Here is a 2,597-nt window from a genome sequence, read left to right as displayed (position 1 = left end):
TGGCGGATATTCCGTCGATGTGTACACGGCGCCCTCGACCTGGCTGCGCGGCGTCGATGCAAATTCATACCCAATGAGCGGATCTCCGCACGATGCGGCGAAGCGCTGGAATGCTTCTATCGATGCAACCTCGAAGCCCGTGAAGCGCAGCCCGCCTGAACGCTCGAGCGTACTGTCGATGATCGTGCGCAGCGGCGCTGCGGCTTCTTCAAGCGAGAAGGTGACGCCGGGTCTGGGCGAGACCACGGTCGGCAATCCCGGTTCGATGTTCAGATCGTCCAGCGTCGGCCGTGCCTCTGGAAGCGAGTTCATGCGAAATTCTCCTGGCGCGGGATGACATCACCCGGCATGCATGTTCAGGACGCGACGCCGTCCATGTGGCGGCGCAGACCGGCGGGGCGCATGTCGGTCCAGACGGTTTCGATATGCGCGAGACACGTATCCTTCGAGCCGCTCACGCCGACCGTGCGCCAGCCCGCAGGCACCGCGCGAAAGGTCGGCCAAAGCGAATACTGCTCCTCGTCATTGATGACGACCGTGTACTCGAGTTCGTCGGCTTCGCGTGCGAACGCGGTCGGGGTGTGCTGGGCTTGCGTCATGATCGGCGGCCTGGTCGGGGAAAACTTGGGAGGTCGGCGGCCGGAAGCCTTGAGCTCACGGCGCCATCTGTATGGAATAGACGCTTGGGGAAAGCGAATTTTTACCGGCGACGTGCGCAGCCGTCGAAATAGCGCGGATTCGCGTCGCCGCGATGGCAGGCATCGAGGCTATCGACACAATGCTTTTCAGCGTCACGCACCATGAAATGGACCAGCGTTTGCGAGACGTTGAGCGCGCTCGCCGTGCTTTTCAGCGTTTCCTCGCGCAAACGCACCATCTCGAAGGCCGCGCGACAGCGCGCCGGCAATTGTTCCAGCGCAGCCATGACCTGACGCAGCGTGTCGCGCGTCTCGGCCATGACTTCGGGTGTGCATTGCGGCGACGGCACGTCGAGACCGTCGTCTTCGTCGGCGTGATAGGTGTTTTCGAGCGTCTGCGAACGGCACGCGTCGATCGATGCATTGCGCACCATCCGCGCGACATACGCGGCGGGCTGGCGGACCGCGTCCTGATTGGGGAAATCGATGAGCTTGATGAAGACGTCGTGGACAACGTCTTCCGCCCGGCTGCCGCAACCAACAAAACCACGCGCCATGTTCACGAGCATCGGCCGGTTGGAGATGGCGATGTCGAGCAGCGTTCGTGCAGGGCATGCTGCCTTTTGCGCGGGCGATTCAGTTGCCGGCTGGGCGTCATGAACGGGACGCCATGCGTTCCCGGCGCTAACGAGCGAAGGAGGTATCAGCGGTGTGGCGGGCGATTGTGCCGGCCGGTCGAGCACTTCCGTCATCGAGTTGCCCCTCATTTCTAGGTCGGATTTCAATATAACCTAAACGAGAAGCATTCTCAAATACAGCTTACAATTAATCTCTTTACTTGCTTTCAGCCTTGAACCTAGCTAGACGCGCGGCCTGAACCAGCCGCCCGGCTGGTTCAATGCGTTAACGGTCAGGCGCTTATGCGGCGGCGCTGACGCCCCGGTTTCCATCGGCACGGGACCGGCGATACTGCCCGGCCGACTCCGCTTCCTCGTTGCGGCGCAGTTCATCAATATAAGCTCGTGCAGCTGCTTCAGCCCGGTGCCGGGCCGCCGCCGGTTGCGCGAATGCTGCCGCGTCGAGACCGGGAACCGGCAAGCGGTAGTCCATCACCGCCGCCGCGGTCCCGGCCACGACAGCACGTGCGACGAAGCTCGTGGGCTTGGCGCTATCGGTGAGATCCAGGGCGCTTTGCGCCCAGGCTGTGATCCGATAACCGCGGTATATGCTTTCGCTAAAGCTGAACATGATCTTCTCTCCAGAATCCGTTTAGGGATTGCAAGAGCAGATGGCGTGCCCAGGGCCTTATTTCAGGCGTTTGCGTCAGGCAATAGCGTCCACCCGCGCGCCATAAACCTCCAGCGCGGCATCGTGCAATGCACGCAAAACGACGGTCGCCGCCGGCGACAACAAGCGCGTTTGCCGGGTGATGATTCCGAACGCGTCCATGCGGCAAGGCAATTCAATAGCAAGACGCTTCAGCGTGCCAAACTCCTCGTATTGCCGCGCGACCTCTTCCGGCATCACGGCAAGCATGTCGCTTTGCAGCAGGATGCCCGAGATCGCGACGATGTTGTTCGTGTTCACCACGTTATCCGGCGCGGCGAGACCGATCTGCGAAAACACCATGTCGAACCGATGCCGCAAGACGCTGCCCGGGGGATGCAAGACCCAGCCCTCGCCGACAATGTCAGCCATGGTCAGCCCGCTTGCCCTCGCGAGCGGATGCCCGGGACGCACGACCACGCAAAGCGGTTCCTCGGCGATAGGCTCGTAACGCACCGCATCCTTGAACTGGCCCTGCCGCTCGAGCACGCGGCCAACCATGATGTCGAGATGTCCCTGGGCCACGAGCGGCAACATCACGTCCGATGTCTCCACCTGCAGCCAGATCTGCAACTGCGGATAGCTCGCCTTCACGCGAGCGATGGCGAGCGGCACCATCGTCGCCGCCGCCGA

4 protein-coding genes and 1 pseudogene are annotated in these 2,597 nt (G+C 62.3%); all 5 read right to left on the bottom strand.

Annotation, left to right across the window (positions count from 1 at the left end; translation table 11 throughout):
- A pseudogene (locus tag ACRXB1_RS34290) lies at positions 1-312 on the bottom strand (TauD/TfdA family dioxygenase); the annotation flags it as partial.
- A 44-nt stretch (positions 313-356) separates the two neighbouring features.
- The gene (locus ACRXB1_RS34285; protein ID WP_449494569.1) at positions 357-599 is read right to left on the bottom strand and encodes an MbtH family protein; all 243 of its coding nucleotides are present in this window, start codon (positions 597-599) and stop codon (positions 357-359) included.
- A gap of 101 nt (positions 600-700) precedes the next feature.
- Entirely contained in the window at positions 701-1,390 is a 690-nt protein-coding gene (locus ACRXB1_RS34280) for an RNA polymerase factor sigma-70 (RefSeq protein WP_062002324.1), read from the bottom strand.
- A gap of 166 nt (positions 1,391-1,556) precedes the next feature.
- Positions 1,557-1,886, bottom strand: coding sequence for a hypothetical protein (locus ACRXB1_RS34275; protein ID WP_075357365.1), 330 nt, complete (start codon positions 1,884-1,886; stop codon positions 1,557-1,559).
- 75 nt (positions 1,887-1,961) lie between these two features.
- A partial coding sequence (locus ACRXB1_RS34270) for a LysR substrate-binding domain-containing protein (RefSeq protein WP_449494568.1) occupies positions 1,962-2,597 on the bottom strand: 636 nt, incomplete at its 5' end.

Source organism: Caballeronia sp. M23-90 (genome assembly GCF_053574605.1).
The sequence above is the reverse complement of the archived record's forward strand: the minus strand, read 5'-3'. Positions and strand labels throughout refer to the sequence as shown.

Bases quoted from the DNA above. Each gene is read 5' to 3' on its own strand.
- ACRXB1_RS34280 (WP_062002324.1), bottom strand. From the start codon at position 1,390: ATGACGGAAGTGCTCGACCGGCCGGCACAATCGCCCGCCACACCGCTG.
- ACRXB1_RS34285 (WP_449494569.1), bottom strand. From the start codon at position 599: ATGACGCAAGCCCAGCACACCCCGACCGCGTTCGCACGCGAAGCCGAC.
- ACRXB1_RS34275 (WP_075357365.1), bottom strand. From the start codon at position 1,886: ATGTTCAGCTTTAGCGAAAGCATATACCGCGGTTATCGGATCACAGCC.